The organism is Nitriliruptor alkaliphilus DSM 45188, assembly GCF_000969705.1.
In the GTDB taxonomy this organism is placed as follows: domain Bacteria; phylum Actinomycetota; class Nitriliruptoria; order Nitriliruptorales; family Nitriliruptoraceae; genus Nitriliruptor; species Nitriliruptor alkaliphilus.
In genome coordinates this window covers 1,570,618-1,585,840 of the sequence record NZ_KQ033901.1, presented here as the reverse complement: position 1 = coordinate 1,585,840, position 15,223 = coordinate 1,570,618, and the positions used below count along the sequence as shown (strand labels likewise).

Genomic DNA, 15,223 nt, shown 5'->3' with positions numbered 1-15,223 from the left:
GGACCCGTCCGCACCAGGGCACGAGGGCGCCGAGCCGGGGTTCAGCCCGCCGGGTCGGGGCCTCCTCGACGGGCCAACCCGAGAGCGATGGCGCCGGCGAGCGCGAACGCGAGCAGGCCGACCACGCCGACGGTCGCGATCCCCGGCGCCTGCGTGGTCTGCGTGCCGACCAGGTCGAAGACGTAGGCCGCCTCCCCCGGCGCGCCGTGGGCGGCCCCGTAGGGCATCCCGTCGGTCCGGCCACGCTCGTCGACCGCCCGGAAGAACGCCAGGGTGCGGCTCTGCTCGGTCCGGCCCTCCGCGACCTCCCGGTGGAGGACCTCGGTGCCCTCCTCGATCAGGCGGCCAGCGCCGTCGGCGAGCTGCTGGCTCCCGTCGGCGGCCAGCTCGGCACCGTCCCCGAGCTCCGCGCTGCCCGCCTGTGCCTCGACGAGACCAGCGGCGAGCTCGCGGCCACCGTCGTCGAGCTGGGCCAGCCCGCCGCGCAGCTCCTGCCCACCGTCCTCGAGCTGACCGAGACCGCCGCGGAGCTCGGTTGCACCGGCGCGCAGCTGCCCGGTGCCCGTGGACAGCTCACCGAGCCCGTCGACCAGCTGGCCCTGGCCATCGGCGAGCTCGCGGGCCCCCTCGAGCAGCTGGCCGAGCCCGTCCTCGGCCGCGGCCAGGCCCTCACGGAGCTCGCCGAGCCCCGCCAGGAGACCGGGGTCGCCCGGCGCATCGCGGTCGATGCCCTCGGCGACCTCGTCGAGCCCGTCACGCAGCTGGGCGACGCCGTCCGCGAGCTCGGCCAGGCCGCCGTCGACCCCGTCCACGATCTGCTCGGTCCCGCGGATGCCCTCCTCGAGCAGGCGCGCCCCGTCGCACGCCTCACGCAGCTGCGGCAGCAGCAGACCGAGCGGTCCGTCGGCGAACTCGCACAGGCCGTCACCGAGCTCCTGCGCCCCGTCGGCGATGAACGGCAGCCCGGGGTACTCGTCACCGGTCGGCAGGACACCGCCGCGCAGCAGGATGCCCGTGACGTCGCGCAGCTGGCCGATCCCGCCGTCGACCTGGCCGATGCCCCACCGCAGCGTCCCGTCCTCGTCCGCGGCGCCGACGCCGGCACGCAGCTCGCGGACACCGGCGAGCAGCGCGTCGAGGCCCCCGATCGCGGCCGGGACGCCGTCGGGTGCGGTCAACTGCTCGAGGCCGGCCTCGACCTGCCCGAGCCCGTCGAGGATCAGGCGGCCACCGTCGGCCGCCTCGTTGGCGCCGTCGTCGAGCTGGACGGCCCCATGCCGCAGCTGCGACCCGCCGCTGCGAGCCTGCCCCAGCCCGTCGACGAGCTCACCGGTCCCGCTGCGGGCCTGCCCGAGCCCGTCGGACAGCTCGCCCGAGCCGTCCCGGGCCTCGGTGAGGCCCGCCGCCAGCTCGCGCGACCCGTCCGCGATCCGGGTCAGGCCGGCCATCAGCTCCGCGGCGCCGGCCGCCAGCTCCCGGGCGCCGTCGTCCAGTCGACCGGCACCGTCCTCGACCTCACCGAGGCTGCCGACGATCTGCTCGTAAGAGGCCATCCCGGTGTCCAGGGGCGACTGGTGGCTGCCGGCGGGCACGAGGCTGACGCGGACCGGCGGCAGCTGGGCGTCCCGGACGTCAGCGGCGTAGGTCAGCTCGGTCACCTCGTCACCGAGCGGCGCGAACAGCGCGGTGGACCACTGCAGCTGGGTCCCACCCCGACCGTCCCCGGCCACGATGGCCGCGTGCGGATCGATGCCGTCGAACCGGTCGCTTCCCAGGGTGGTCTGGACCGTCCCGACCAGGGGCAGGGGGACCTGCCCCTCCTCGACGACCTCCTCGCCGTCCGCACCGGGGTAGCGCAGCTCGACGGTGCGGTGGCTGACGTTCCGGAGCCGGTAGGTGACCTCCAGACGGCCGTCCCGGCCGACGACCTCCTCGGCCGAGATCGGCTCGCCGTCGAGCGAGAGGTCCACCTCGATCTCGACCGGCAGCGGCCCCTCGTGGTCGGCCACGCTGCGCAGCTCCCGCGGCCCACGCAGATCGACCTCCCACCGGACCCCGTCCTCGTCGGCCTCCGGGGCGTCGCGCAGCGAGGACAGCGAACGCAGGCCCGTGGTCGCGGCGGGGTCCTCGATCACGTGCGAGCCGTGACCGTCGACGGTCAGGTGGGTGTAGAGCCGCACCTCGTCCGGCGTGCCGTCGGGCGCGAGCCTCGCGTTGATGGTCTCGCGGTCCAGCAGCACCGTCAGCCGGTCGTCCTGTTGCGCGGCCGACGAGGGGACGACGAGCACGACGAGCCCGACGGTGAGCAGCGCGGCCGCGCTGGCGGCGACGGTCCGGGAAGCGAGGGAGCAGGATGCGGGCACGGTCACGCGGGCACCTCCGCGCTCGGCCGTGCCGTGGCCGTCGACACGTTCGCCGGGCCGCGCAGCAGGCTCGCGACGGCTGCGGCACCGGTGCCGGCGGCCAACGCCAGGGCGGTGGCGAGCAGCGCCGGTGGCGAGCTGGTGAGGAACCCCGCCGGGTCGGCGTCCAGGATGGGCTCGAAGACGCCGTGGAACGTCGCGTAGCCGGCGGCTGCGGCCCACCAGGCCCCGTGTCGGAGCACGAGCCCGAACGCCACCACCAGGACCAGGCCGCCGACGAAGGTGACCGTTTGTGCCGCCGGGATGTCGGGCCCGAGGACACCGACCCGGACGGCGAACGCGGCCCACGCGACGACGGCACCGGCGATCGCGGCGGCGGCACGCAGGACACCGGCCACCGGCTCCGCGGCCGGCTCCGCGCTCCCCATCCCGGACCGTGCGGCGAAGACGACGACGCCGATGATCACCGGCCAGGCGCTGGCCAGGCCGAGGCCGGTCCGGAAGGTGGTGATCGCCGCCACCAACAGCACGGTGACGATCACGGACAGCGACGCGCGCACACGAACCCTCTCCCATCGGAGAGGAGGACGCTACGGAGGGTGAACTGCCGGGCACAGGCGGTCCGGCGGCAGACGCCCACGACGCATCACCCTCGGGAGTGACAACCCGGCGCTGGCAGGACGCGGCCACCCTGTCCGTTGCGACTAGTCATCCGCGGCGGCTGTCGGCTGAACGGCCGCGTTCGCCGTGTGGCGGACGGCCCGGACCGCCAACGCCAGGTCGGTCCGGGCGGACGGTTCGTCGACCACCGCCCCGAGCAGTTCGCGCACCGCGTCGAGCCGGTAGCGGACGGTACGGACGTGGACGTGGAGCTGCCGTCCGATGGCGGTCAGGTGCCCCGGCGACGCCAGCCACGCCTCCAGCGTCTCGAGGAGCGGCTCGGCCCGGCGCGCCGGGAGGGCCAGCAACGGCGCGAGCCACTCGGTCACGAGTTCGTCCGCCAGCGCCGGGGACCGCAGCAGTGCCAGATCGACGGCGTGGTCGACGGCGCGGTGCGCCCCGGGAGCGATGGCCACGCGGTCACGCAGCTGCGAGGCGAGGAGGCGGGCGAGGTCATCGGCGACCGCCGCGCTCTCCGGCGCCCGGTCGAGCGGGACCCGCGGGCCGACGGCGAGGGTCACCTCGCCGAGGTCGAGGTCGCCGAGGTCGAGACCGCCCGGTACCAGCACCGACCAGCGTCCCCTCACCGGTGCCGCGATCACCTGTGGCGGCCAGCCGTGCTCCGAAGCGACGCCGCCGGACGCGACGACGACCCCGACCGACAGGGTCCTCGGCACGGGCCACCCGACCTCGTGCCCCCGGGTCGCGAGGTCGGACGCCTGGGCCTCGTCGCCCTCGATGATGGCGCGGACCAGCTCGGTCCGACGGGTCCGCGAGCGGGCGGCGCCGCCCCCCATCTCGGTGGCGTACCCCACCGCAGCCGCGGACGACAGCTCCTGCACGAACGCCATCACGAACTCGCCGGCCGGGGGCACCAGGTCGTCGGGGAGCCGACCGGACCCGTGCAGCTCGGCGATCGCCCGCCAGCACGCCAACCCGCCCGACCCGAACAGGCCCAGCAGCTGCGCGAGCGGCAACCCGGCGCGAGCGTGTCGAGCCCCGAGCCCGCGGTAGAACCGCACGTCGACCTCGACGGTCCCCGTCTCGACGGCGGCGGAGAACTGACGCAGCGCCCGCTCCGTCGCTGTCCGCACGCCCCGTTCGATCGGACCGTCGAGGCCCGTGTCCTCACCCCGGGCTTCCAGCTCGGCGACCACCCGGTCCACGATCTCGCCGATGGCGGGACGGATCACGGCGTCGACGAGCGCCGCATCGAACCGCGGCCACGGGAGGTCGTCGAGCACCGCCACGGTCGCGTCACCGTCACGCGCTGCCACGGCCGCGGGAAGGGAGGTCAGCGGCAACGAGCGGTCGACCGGCAGCCGCGCCCCAGCACCGGGACCGGGGCCAGGCGCGGTCATCGGGCTGCTCCGTGGCGATCGGGCTGCGGATCGTCGGAGGCTAGCGAGGAACCCGCGACGTCGAGGTGCCGCGCGCACCGCCGGTGGCCCCCGCGGCGCGTCGGGGGTTCCCCACGATCTCGTCCGTTCGGTCGATTCCACGGCCTTGCCGGACTAGTCCTCGCCGTGCAGGGTCCGAGGTCGACGACGTCGAGCCACGCCCGTGGGCTCGACGTACCGCTGGGAGGCGACCATGACGACCGTGCGTACCCGTGGGCTCGGAGCGATGTTCCGCCTGGCCTCGATCGTGTTCCTGCTGGCCCTCCTCGCCGCGATCGGTGCGGCCTCGGTCGCGCCGGCCGCGTCCGCGCAGGAGGAGCTCGGTGACGCCCTCGAGGGACTCGCCCCGGACGGGGACGACGACGGGGCGGAGGACGACGGACTCGGCGGCGACGACGGCACCGACGACGGCTTCGGCGACGACGACGGCTTCGGCGACGACGACGGCTTCGGCGACGACGACGGCACCGACGACGGCTTCGGCGACGACGGCTTCGACGACGACACGGAGGTGCTCGACGAGTCCGTCGACGCGGACGCGGACGCCGAGGCCACGCCCGTCGGCGGCGTGGACGCCGGCTTCGGTGGCGCTGCTCCCGAGGGACACGGTGGCCCGATCGCGCTGGCCAGCGTGCTGCTCGCCGCCGTCGCGTCGGCGCACCTGTGGTACCGCCGGTCGACGCTGCAGACCTGAGCCGGCCACTGCGTGCCGCGGCCCGGGACGACCCGTCCGCCCCCGACGCCTGCACGGCGGTCGGGGGCGGATGCGGTGGCCGGGGGCGCCGCCGCGGTGGTCGCGGGTGTGGTGCTGCTGGCGGTCGCCGTTGCCACGCTCGGCGCCTCGCCGGCCCCCGGTCCGTGGGACGCGGCCACCGCCCTCGACGCCCCCGGACCGTCCGACGCTCCGGTCACCGAGACCGGAACCGAGACCGGGGCCGGCGCGACCCCACCAGCGGAGGTCGAGGTCGAGGCGGTCACGGTCTCCGCCGAGGGGGGACGCGCCGAACGTCAGGCACCCGTTCCGGTTCGGCTACGGGTGCCCGCCCTCGGGATCGATGCCGTCCTCGCCGAGCTCGGGTTGCGCGGCGACGGGACGCTCGGCGTCCCCGACGACGCGATGGTCCCGGGGTGGTGGGCCGGCGGCAGCGCCCCCGGCGAGCGCGGCCCAGCGGTGATCGTCGGCCACGTCGACTCGCACGTCGGCGACGGGATCTTCCGCCACCTCGACCGGCTCGAACCCGGCGATGTGGTGGTCATCGACCGCGAGGACGGCACACGGGCACACTTCCGTGCGGCGTTCACCGAGGTGCATCGCAAGGACGCGTTCCCCACCACGCGGGTCTACGGCGCGACCTCCACCCCGCAGCTGCGGCTGATCACCTGCGGCGGCGACTTCGACCGCGACCAGCGCAGCTACGAGGACAACGTGATCGTGTACCTCGCGCTCGAAGGCTGGTCCTCGTAGCTCCTCGCGCGGCCCACACGCACGACACCCCCGGCCGGGACCGGGGGTGTCGAGGGGAGCTGGAGAGGGGATTTGAACCCCTGACCTATCGCTTACGAGGCGATTGCTCTACCAACTGAGCTACTCCAGCACGGAGCACCGCGTGCCAGGGCACACGGCGGCGGAAGCGTACCGGTGGCCGCGGAGGCCACCAACCGGCTGCCGTCGGTCGCGCGACGGTGGCGCGGCCCGACGACCCGGACCGCGCCACCGTCTCTCGCGCGCGCCCGACCCACCCCACGTGGCCGGGCGGCGCCCTGTACCGCTCAGAAGGTGAACACCAACCGAGCGGTGACCTCGCCCGCCTCGACGGCGGCGAAGTCCTCGTTGACCGAATCAAGCCTGCGGACCTCACGCACGACCCGCGTGCGCCCGAGCCGGTGCAGCTCGAACACCTCGGCGAGGTCCTTGCGCGTCCCGACGATCGATCCGCGCACGGTGATCCCCTGCAGCACCGTCTCGAAGATCGGCAGGGTCATGTCGTTGTCCGCCGGCAGCCCCACCATCGACAACGTGCCGCCGCGACGCAGCGACGCGAAGGCCTGCTCGAAGGCGCGGGGCGAGACCGCGGTGACGATCGCCTGGTCGGCGCCGCCGAGCCCCTGGATCTCGGCCGCGACGTCCTGCTCGCGGGCGTTGACGGTGTAGGTCGCGCCGAGGGTCTTGGCCTGCTCGAGCTTGTCGTCGAACAGGTCGACTGCCACGACGGTGCCGCCGGCGATCGCGGCGTACTGCACGGCGAGGTGACCGAGACCACCGACGCCGAAGACCGCCACGAGGTCGCTGGAACGGGTCCCGGCGACCTTCACCGCCTTGTACGTGGTCACGCCGGCGCAGGTCAGCGGTGCGGCGTCGACCGGATCGATGCCCTTCGGGACGAGCCCGACGTAGCGCGCATCGGCGACGGCGTACTCGGCGTACCCACCGTCGACCGAGTAGCCGGTGTTCTGCTGGGACTCGCAGAGGGTCTCCCAGCCACCGACGCAGTGGTCGCAGGTCCCGCAGGCGGTGGCGAGCCACGGGAGGGCGACCCGCTGGCCGACCGCGACGCGGGTGACGCTGGCACCGATCGCTTCGACGATGCCGACCCCCTCGTGGCCGGGGATGAAGGGCGGCGACGGCTTGACGGGCCAGTCACCGCGCCAGGCGTGGATGTCGGTGTGGCACAGGCCCGACGCCTCGATGCGGACGAGCACCTGCTCGGGGCCTGGCTCGGGGGTCGGGACGTCGGTGACCTCGAGCGGCGCGTTGAAGGCGCGGACGATGGCAGCTCTCATGGAACGGCTCCTGTGGGACGGCGCAACGGGAGGACGGGCGCACGACCGAGCGTCCTCCCCGCCACCCCAGCGGCCGAGAGGCGAGCGCCCCGACCTCCGACGGACCTTCGGCCCGGGCCACGGCGCCGGCGGGTGTTCGCCTGAAGGTCGGTTGACGCGTCCGCAGCGGTCGGCTCGGGTCGGTGACGACCCTCGACCACATCCGGAGGCGACGCCGTGACCGCTGCCGCGGAGGGACCCGCCCTCTCGATGGGGCCCACCACCGCCTGGGCCGGCGTCCAGCGACGGGTCCGGTCGCTCGTGCCGCTGCCGCTCCGTCGAGCCGACCTCGCGCTGTTCCGCGCCGTCGCCCGCACCGAGGTGCCGGTCCTCGACACCGTGCTCCCTCGGCTGTCACGCGCTGCCAACCACTCGCGGTTGTGGATGGGCATCGCAGCGGTGTCGGCCGCGACGGGGGGCCGGTTCGGTCGCCGGGCCGCCACACGGGGGCTGCTGGCCGTCGCGGCGACCTCGGCGCTGACCAACCTGCCGGCGAAGCTGCTGACGGGGCGGACCCGCCCGGACCTGGCCGTCGTACCCGAGGTGCGCCGCCTCGCGCGCGTTCCCGCCTCCACCTCCTTCCCGTCGGGCCACTCGGCGTCCGCGTTCGCGTTCGCCACCGGTGCTTCGCTCGAGGACCCTCGGCTGCGGTTGCCGCTGCTGACGTTGGCGACCGGGGTGGCCACCTCACGGGTGTACACCGGCGTGCACTACCCCGGCGACGTCCTCGTCGGATCGGCCATCGGCGTGGCCGTCGCCAGAGCCACGACCCGACCTTGGCCGCTGGCCGACCCCCGCCCGGCGACCGGTGCGCCGATCACCTCGGAGGACGCGCTGGTCGGTCCCACCGGCGAGGGGCTGGTGGTGGTGCACAACGCCGAGGCCGGAGGCCGCTCGGCCTCGGCAGCCGTCGACGAGGTCCTGCGAGCCTTCCCGGCGGCTGCATCCGTCGAGGTCGGCCCGGACCAGGACCTGCTCGCGGCCCTGCGTCGTGCCGCCCGCGACGCGCGGGTCCTGTGCGTGGCGGGCGGTGATGGCACCGTGAGCGCCGGCGCGACCGTTGCCGCAGAGTCCGGCGTGCCGCTGGCGATCGTGCCCGCCGGGACGCTCAACCACCTCGCCAAGGACCTCGGCCTCGAGGGACCGGAGGCCACCATCCATGCCGTGGGGGCCGACAGCGCCATCCGTGCCGATCTCGGGGAGGTCGACGGACGGGTCTTCGTCAACGCCGCCAGCCTCGGTAGCTACCCCCACCTGGTCGTCGACCGGGAACGGCTCGAACCGCGTGTCGGCAAGTGGCCGGCGGCGCTCTGGGGCATCGTCCGGATGCTGCGTACGGCACGGCCGGAGGACGTCGAGATCGACGGGCAGCCGCGACGGATCTGGCTGCTGTTCGTCGGCAACTGCCGGTTCCGCGGCGACGGAGTGCCCGCCACCCGACGTACCCGGTTGGACGACGGCACCTTCGACGTGCGCGTGCTCGACGCCGCGCCGCGGTGGGCCCGAACCCGCATCACCCTGGCGCTGCTCACGGGGCGGGTCGGACGGTGCCGCGCCTACGAACGCCGGGCCGCCACCGAGGTGCACGTCAGGTCCCACGGGGGGCCGCTGCAACTGGTGACCGACGGCGAGGCGTGGCGTGGCGCCGACGAGGTGGTCTTCCGAAAGCGACCCGCGGCGCTGCACATCGTCCAGCCGCTGCAGGACGACGCCGGCGCCTGACCCACACGGTCAGCTGGCGGTCGCCTGTGCGTACAGCGGCAGCGCGACAGCCAGGAGCAGCCGTTCGAGCTGCAGCTCGGGCGCACCGTTGCGGTCGAGCGCTTCGCGGCACCGCGCGACCGCCTGCAGACCCTCGATCGCCGCGACCGGCGGGAGGCGCGTCGCGTCCCGCTGCAGGGAGGCCAGATGGTCGACGTTGATCAGGTGGTCGGCCGAGCCACCGGCGGAGACCGCCAGCAGATCGCGGAGCTGGCTGGCCAGGGTGTCCAGGAACGAGTCGAGTGCGCGCCGCATCTCGGCCCGTTCCAGCCGCGCGTGCCGCTGCTCGAGCCGCTTCTTGACGCCGGGGGGCCAACCACGGCCGCGTTCGTCGACGCCGTAGGACTCCTCGTAACCGGCGAACTCGGCCTGGTGCTTCTCCTTGAGCGGCGCGACCCGGCCGCGCGCCCAGACGGTGAGCTCCTTGGCGAGCGGCACGACCTGCCCGGGTCCACCCGTCGCGAGCCGATCGATGATCGCCAGGTGCTGCCAGCGGGCCTCGGCGAGCTCGGGGTCGGCCAGATCCCGCAGCCGCTCGGGTGATCCGAGGGACGCACGCGCGAGGTCCGCGGCCTGGTCAGCGGCGACGCCGAGCTCCCGCGTGGCCAGCTGGCGCAACGCGTCGGGACCCCAGGGGACCACGGCGAGCCGCCGGCAGCGCGACAGGATCGTGTCGAGCAGTGCCGATTCGTCGGACGCCTCGAGCACCCACACCACCGACGGTGGCGGTTCCTCGAGGATCTTGAGGAAGGCGTTCTGGGCCGCCTCGTTCATCCGGTCCGCGGCCACGATGCGCAACACGCGGCGCTGCCCTTCGGTCATCGAGCGGGAGGCCGTCGTGATCCAGTCGTGGACCGCGTCGACGAGGTGGAACTGGCCCTCGGGTTCGAAGGTCTCGACGGCGGGGTGGACACCACGACCGATGCGCAGACATGTCGAGCACCCGCCACAGCCGGCGTCCTCGGTGCGGTCGGGGCAGTTGAGCGCGGCCGCGAACGCGCGGGTCGCCTCGCGCTGTCCGACCCCGGTCGGCCCCATCAGCAGCCAGGCGTGCGCGACCTCGTCGGCCCGCAGCGCACCACGCAGCGCCTCGACCGCCGCGGGCTGGCCGAGTACCTCGTCCCAGGTCGCGCTCACGGGCGGTCCTCGTCCTCGTTCGGCGGGTCGACCAGCTCGCGGGCCAGGGCGGCCGAGGCGGCGGGATCCTGGGGCGGATCGGTCGGCGGCGGCCGGGTCCCCCCGTCGGCTGCCTCGTCACGTTCGGCCAGTCGCGCCAGCACCGCCTCGCGGACGACGCGGTGCAGCTGCTCGACGGGCCGCTGCGCGTCGAGGACCAGGTAGCGGTCCGGGTCGGCCTCGGCGAGACGCCGGTACGCGGTCGCGACGGCGCGGTGGAACTCGAGGCCTGCGGCCTCCAGCCGGTCGGGGCCGCCACCGTGCTGGGTCGCGCGCCTGAGGCCCTCGGCCGGATCCACGTCGAGCAGCACCACCAGGTCCGGCCGCAGATCACCGGTGGCCCACGCGTTGAGGTCCGCGACGGCCCGTTGACCGAGCTGGCGCCCGTGACCCTGGTAGACGATCGAGGAGTCGACGTACCGGTCGCACAGCACCACCGCGCCCTTCTCCAGGGCGGGGCGGATCACCTCGTCCACGTGCTGCGCCCGGGCGGCGGCGTACAGGAGCGCTTCGGTGCGGTCCCCCATCGCGTCCGACGTCGGCGACAGCAGGACCTCGCGGATCGCCTCGCCGAGCGGCGTGCCACCCGGTTCACGGGTGACGACCGCGTCCCACCCGGCGCGCTCCACCGCCGAGCGCAGCAGGCGGATCTGGGTCGACTTGCCCGCGCCGTCGCCGCCCTCGAACGCGACGAAGACCCCGTGGCGGACCAGGGCTGCGGCCTCGCCACCGAGCGACAACGCATCGGGCTCGGCGGTCAGCCCGCGGTGCAACGCCCGCCCGGTGAGGACCGATCCCACCAGGCACAGCAGGCCGGCCAGCAGCAGGGAGGTCCGGATGCCGCCGATCGCGTACGGGTAGGCGAACTCGAGCGTCCCGTCCGGGGTCGGCATCCGACGGCGGGGTTCACGACCGATCAGCCCGACCAGGAACGGGACGGCGACCGTGGCGCTGAACAGCGCGACGCGCACCCCGGAGTTGAACGCGGCGAAGGTCCGACCGCGGATCGCGTCGGACGAGCGCGACTGCAGGACCGTGTAGCCGATGATGAACGCCAGGCCGGCGCCGGCGCCCATGACCAGGGCCGGCGCCGCGACCCAGGCGAGCGATGGCATCAGGGCGATGACCATCAGCGCCCCGCCGGCGATGCCGATGCCCGGCGCGAACAGCCGCTCGGGCTGGAGCCGGCTGCTGAGGGGCGCCGAGAGCGCGAGCCCGACCACGAGCCCGACCCCGACGAGCCCCACGAGGACACCGAAGCCCGCCTGCCCACCGTTGAGGATGCGGGCGAAGAACTCCCCGACGGAGATGACCACGCCGGCCGCCGCGGCCGCGACCATCACCCCGACGATCAGCGCGCGGATCACCGGCTGTCCGGTGATGAAGCGGAACCCCTCGAGCAACTGCTGCCACGGGCTCGGCGGCCGCTCGTCCTCGTAGGCCGAGCGCTGCGCCGTCCCGCGACGAGCCGAGGCCGACACCTTGAGCGGGATCAGGAACAGGGCCGAGACCACGTAGGAGGCCGCGTTCACCCACAGCGGGAGGGCGATGGGACGCTCGGCGAGGAAGCTGCCCGCCGGCGCCACCATCACCGCCACCGCGACGAGGGCGGCGTTCGAGAGCGCACCGATCGGCAACGTGCCGTAGGTCGACAGCAGGTTGACCTGGTTGGCGAGCACCAGCTGGCGCCGCTGCACCAGCGTCGGGAAGACCGCGTCCTTCGCCGGCGCGAACAGCGACGACATCACCTCGATGACGAGCGTGGCGAGCACGAGGGTGAGGATCTCGTCGGTGAACGGGATCATCGCCATCACGGCGGCACGCCCGATGTCGGTGGCGATCATCACGCGTTTGCGGTCCCACCGGTCCACGAGGACCCCCGCGACCGCGCCGAGCAGCAGCGCGGGGAGCACACGCGCGACCATCACCCCGGACACGGCGAAGAGCGCGGTGTTGCCGCGGTCCTGCAGGATCGTCGCCGTCAGGGTGATGATGGCGAAGAAGCCCATCCAGTCGCCGACCGTCGAGGTCAGCGTGGACAGGGTCAGCAGCCGGAAGCCCCGCACCCGGAGCAGGTCGAGGTAGGTCCGGGGGGTGACCCCCCGGAGCATCGTGGTGCCACCCCCCGGAGGGTCGCTCGGCCCGTTCGCGTCCATCGAACGAGCCTACCGCTCGGGCCGGGTGGCTCCGCTGCAGCGACCCCCTCCCTCGGGGCTCACGACGAGCGCTTGGTCGCCTTCTTCGCGGTGGCCTTCTTCGCGGTGGCCTTCTTCGCCACCCTCTTGGTCGCCTTCTTGGCGGTGGCCTTCTTCGTGCGCTTCTTGGTCGCCTTCTTGGCCGGCGGGTCCTGCTCGGTGACGAAGGTCAGGTGCACCGGGTCGGGCACCTCCTCGACCTCGATCGCCTCGCCGCCGAGCTCGGGGTCGTACTTCGGCACCCCGCCGACCACGGTCATGGTCGCGACCGGTGGCAGGTCGAAGTCGTCGGCCTCGTAGACGTGGTTGACCTTCGGGTGCGTGCAGATCGCGGTCGGCACCTTGCGGTTCTTCGGCGGTGGCCGCAGCGGCGCACCACACGCCGGGCAGGGTGTCGCGATCGGCAGCGACCACACCGCGAACTGGTCCTCGGGGTACCCGGTCGATCCGACGAACGGCTTGCCGTAGCGCGAGGTGCGCCGCTCGAGGTAGCTGTTCTCGGGGTCGGTGGGCGAACGGAACGGCACGATCGGACCACCCGGTGTCTCGCGGTGCACCAGGCGCTCCTGGAGGTTCCTGATGCCCTTGCACTTCGGGTAGTCGATGCAGCCGAAGAACCTCCCGAACCGCCCGGTGCGCAGCAGCATCGGCTTGTCGCAGATCTGGCAGCGGACGTCCTCGTCCGGCTCGGGCTCCGGCTCGGGTTCACCGACGGTCCCGTCGGCCTCGAGCGGTGCGGTGCCCTCGCAGTCCGGCCAACGGCTGCACGAGGCGAACCACTGCTTGGACTTGCCCGAGAACACCCGCTCCATCGGTGCGCCGCAGGCGTGGCAGTCGGCGGGTCGCAGCAACGGCAGGCGCGGGCGTTCGGGCTTGCGTTCCTTGACCCAGGTGTCGACCTCGTCGAGGAAGCCTGTGACGGTCCGGCACCACGGGTCACGGCCGAGCGCGATCTCGTCGAGGGTCTCCTCCATGCGGGCGGTGAACTGGACGTCCACCACCTCGCCGAAGTGGGCCTTGAGGAAGCTGACGACGACCTCGCCGAGGTCGGTCGGGAAGAAGCGGCGCGACTCCTTGGTCACGTACTGGCGCTGTTCGAGGGTGCCGATGATCGACGCGTAGGTCGACGGACGGCCGATGCCTTCCTCCTCGAGCGCCTCGACGAGGGTGCGCTCGGAGAACCGCGGCGGCGGCGAGGTCTCGTGACCTTCCGGGGTCAGCTCGGCGAGGTGCAGCGGGGCGCCCTCGTCGAGCTGCGGCAGCCGGTCGGTGACCTCGTCCTCGACCTCGTCCTCGTCGCGGATGGCGCGGTAGGCGGCGAGGAACCCGTCGAACTTCTCGACCTGCCCCGTGACGCGGAAGGTCACCTCCCCGTCGGACCGGTCTGCGTGCTCGCTGTCGCTGCGCTCGACATCCGTCCCGGTCACGTCGGCGGAGATGCGGTCGAAGATCGCCGGCGCCATCTGGGTCGCCATGGTGCGCTTCCAGATCAGCTCGTACAGCCGCGCCTGCTCGGTCGACAGGTGGCGGCGCACACGCTCCGGGGTGCGGGCGACCGATGTCGGGCGGATGGCCTCGTGGGCCTCCTGTGCGCCCTTGGTCGTCCCGGCGAAGACGCGCGGCTTGTCGAGGGTGTAGCGCGCCCCGTACCGCTCCTGGACCAGCCCGCGGATCTCGCCGAGCGCGGTCCCCGACAGGTTGAGCGAGTCGGTACGCATGTAGGTGATGAGCCCGACCTGCTCGCCGCCGAGGTTGATGCCCTCGTACAGTTGCTGGGCCACGGCCATCGTCTGGCGGGCCGAGAACCCGAGCTTGGACGCCTCGCCCTGGAGCGTGGAGGTCTTGAACGGCGGCTTCGGGTTGCGCTTGGCCTCGGTCCGGCGCACCTCGGCGATGCGGTAGTCGAGCCCGCGGGCACGCTCGGCGAGCCGCTCGGCCTCCGGCTCGGAACGCACCACGTGCAGCTTGGCCTGCGCCGCCTCGGACTTGTCCTCGAGGTCTTTCGGCGAGGCGATGCGCTTGCCGTCCACGCTGTAGAGCCGGGCGTCGACATCGGGCGTTGCGCCCTGCTGACGGGCGAAGAGGGCGTCGAAGCTCCAGTAGGACTCGGGGACGAACACGCGGATCTCGTCCTCACGGTCGACGATCAGGCGCAGCGCCACGGACTGGACACGACCGGCAGAGATGCCCGAGGCCACGGTGCGCCACAGCACCGGCGACAGCCGGTACCCGACGATGCGGTCGACGGCCCGGCGCGCCTGCTGGGCGTCGACCAGGGCCGTGTTGAGCTTGCGAGGCGCCTCGAAGGCGGCGCGGATCGCCGGCTCGGTGATCTCGTCGAAGGTGACCCGGTTGGTCTGCTCGAGGTCCAGCTTCAGGATCTCGGCGACATGCCAGGCGATGGCCTCACCCTCGCGGTCGAGGTCGGGGGCGAGCCAGACGGTGGTCGCCTCCTTGGCGGCCTTCTTGAGGGCCGCCACGTGCTTCTTCGACTTCTCCGGCACCTCGTAGACGAGGCTGCACCCGGCGTCGCCGTCGGTCTCGATCGCGAAGTCCGAGCGCGGCAGGTCGCGGACGTGCCCGTACGAGGCCAGCACCTTGAAGCGGTCCCCGAGGTACCGCTCGATGGTCTTGGCCTTCGCAGGCGACTCCACGATGACGAGGTTCTCGGCCACGGGGGCCACGCTCCTTCGCACGGACCGGCGGATCCGGGCAGGTCGGAAGCGACGCCCGAGAGGGCGCCGATGTGGGCGGAAGGTGGACACACGACGGAGCCGTGTCAACTCTCCGGGTCGGCCGCCCCTCCGGCGGGTTCCTCGCGGGGTCCCCTACGGGGACCCCGTTCGAA

Annotated in this window: 10 protein-coding genes and 1 tRNA gene; 3 read left to right on the top strand and 8 right to left on the bottom strand. The window is 73.7% G+C overall.

The window, feature by feature from the left end:
- Nucleotides 1-41: 41 nt before the first annotated feature.
- The 3 genes from NITAL_RS07495 to NITAL_RS07485 all read right to left on the bottom strand — a co-directional run bounded on the left by NITAL_RS07495 (nucleotide 42) and on the right by NITAL_RS07485 (nucleotide 4,384).
- Nucleotides 42-2,369 (bottom strand): YhgE/Pip domain-containing protein, encoded by a 2,328-nt coding sequence (locus tag NITAL_RS07495; RefSeq protein ID WP_052665477.1) that lies wholly within the window; start codon nucleotides 2,367-2,369, stop codon nucleotides 42-44.
- Nucleotides 2,366-2,923, bottom strand: a complete 558-nt coding sequence (locus tag NITAL_RS07490; RefSeq protein WP_052665476.1) for a hypothetical protein — start codon at nucleotides 2,921-2,923, stop codon at nucleotides 2,366-2,368. The genes NITAL_RS07495 and NITAL_RS07490 overlap by 4 nt, the downstream gene beginning before the upstream one ends.
- A gap of 144 nt (nucleotides 2,924-3,067) precedes the next feature.
- A complete protein-coding gene (locus NITAL_RS07485; RefSeq protein ID WP_052665475.1) occupies nucleotides 3,068-4,384 on the bottom strand; it encodes a PucR family transcriptional regulator in 1,317 nt (438 codons plus the stop codon).
- Nucleotides 4,385-4,616: 232 nt separating this feature from the next.
- Here NITAL_RS07485 and NITAL_RS07480 point away from each other — a divergent pair, with 232 nt between their 5' ends.
- Complete coding sequence (locus NITAL_RS07480) at nucleotides 4,617-5,117, top strand: hypothetical protein (RefSeq protein WP_157041693.1); 501 nt, start codon at nucleotides 4,617-4,619, stop codon at nucleotides 5,115-5,117.
- 75 nt (nucleotides 5,118-5,192) lie between these two features.
- Entirely contained in the window at nucleotides 5,193-5,888 is a 696-nt protein-coding gene (locus NITAL_RS07475; RefSeq protein ID WP_052665473.1) for a class F sortase, read from the top strand.
- 57 nt (nucleotides 5,889-5,945) lie between these two features.
- On the opposite strand, the gene NITAL_RS07470 is transcribed toward NITAL_RS07475, so the two are convergent.
- Both NITAL_RS07470 and NITAL_RS07465 read right to left on the bottom strand, forming a co-directional pair.
- Nucleotides 5,946-6,018: transfer RNA gene (locus NITAL_RS07470), tRNA-Thr, on the bottom strand.
- A gap of 175 nt (nucleotides 6,019-6,193) precedes the next feature.
- The gene (locus NITAL_RS07465) at nucleotides 6,194-7,204 is read right to left on the bottom strand and encodes a zinc-dependent alcohol dehydrogenase (RefSeq protein WP_052665472.1); all 1,011 of its coding nucleotides are present in this window, start codon (nucleotides 7,202-7,204) and stop codon (nucleotides 6,194-6,196) included.
- Between the two features lie 216 nt (nucleotides 7,205-7,420).
- On the opposite strand from NITAL_RS07465, the gene NITAL_RS07460 reads away from it, so the two are divergent.
- Nucleotides 7,421-8,965: a bifunctional phosphatase PAP2/diacylglycerol kinase family protein gene (locus NITAL_RS07460; RefSeq protein WP_052665471.1), complete on the top strand. Its 1,545-nt coding sequence runs from the start codon at nucleotides 7,421-7,423 to the stop codon at nucleotides 8,963-8,965.
- Between the two features lie 9 nt (nucleotides 8,966-8,974).
- Here NITAL_RS07460 and NITAL_RS07455 read toward each other — a convergent pair whose 3' ends face one another.
- The 3 genes from NITAL_RS07455 to topA are packed head-to-tail and all read right to left on the bottom strand — an operon-like array spanning nucleotide 8,975 to nucleotide 15,050.
- On the bottom strand, nucleotides 8,975-10,141 hold the full coding sequence (locus NITAL_RS07455) for a DNA polymerase III subunit (RefSeq protein WP_052665470.1): 1,167 nt from the start codon (nucleotides 10,139-10,141) through the stop codon (nucleotides 8,975-8,977).
- Nucleotides 10,138-12,336, bottom strand: coding sequence for a dTMP kinase (gene tmk / locus NITAL_RS07450; RefSeq protein WP_052665469.1), 2,199 nt, complete (start codon nucleotides 12,334-12,336; stop codon nucleotides 10,138-10,140). The genes NITAL_RS07455 and tmk overlap by 4 nt, the downstream gene beginning before the upstream one ends.
- Before the next feature lie 59 nt (nucleotides 12,337-12,395).
- Nucleotides 12,396-15,050, bottom strand: a complete 2,655-nt coding sequence (gene topA, locus NITAL_RS07445) for a type I DNA topoisomerase (protein ID WP_052665468.1) — start codon at nucleotides 15,048-15,050, stop codon at nucleotides 12,396-12,398.
- Nucleotides 15,051-15,223 lie beyond the last annotated feature (173 nt).